The organism is Dysgonomonas mossii (assembly GCF_004569505.1).
GTDB lineage: Bacteria > Bacteroidota > Bacteroidia > Bacteroidales > Dysgonomonadaceae > Dysgonomonas.
Genome location: NZ_SPPK01000110.1, coordinates 1 through 403, shown reverse-complemented (window position 1 = coordinate 403; position 403 = coordinate 1). Strand labels below are relative to the sequence as shown.

Annotated in this window: 2 protein-coding genes; both read right to left on the bottom strand. The window is 73.2% G+C overall.

Going from position 1 to position 403, the window contains the following annotated elements:
• On the bottom strand, positions 1–210 hold a 210-nt coding region (locus tag E4T88_RS19030; protein WP_135107598.1), incomplete at its 3' end, for a hypothetical protein.
• Between the two features lie 11 nt (positions 211–221).
• Positions 222–403, bottom strand: a 182-nt coding sequence (locus E4T88_RS19025; RefSeq protein ID WP_135107596.1) for a hypothetical protein, incomplete at its 5' end; no start/stop codon positions are given.

Here is a 403-nt window from a genome sequence, read left to right as displayed (position 1 = left end):
ACCCGTGACCGCATCCGCGGCCATGCCGACGCCCTTGCCGACGATCTTCACCGTGCCGATGGCCGCATCGGCCGCGAGGCCCACGGCGCTCGCGGTGACGCCGACGGCGGTGGTGGCCACGCTGACCGCGGTGCAGCCGGCGAGCAGGGCCAGCGCGGCCGGCAAGGTCAGCCGCAGCAGGACGGCCGGGCCATGGGGTCGGACGGGCATGGCCGGTCCGATCAGCGCACGCGCATGCCGGGCGTGGCCCCCGGCCACGGATTCAGCACGTGGATGCCCGGATGCGCCTTTTCGTCGCCATGGCTGGCGGCGAGCACCATGCCCTCGCTGACGCCGAACTTCATCTTGCGCGGCGCGAGGTTGGCGACCATCACCGTCAGCTTGCCCACGAGTTCCTCGGGGC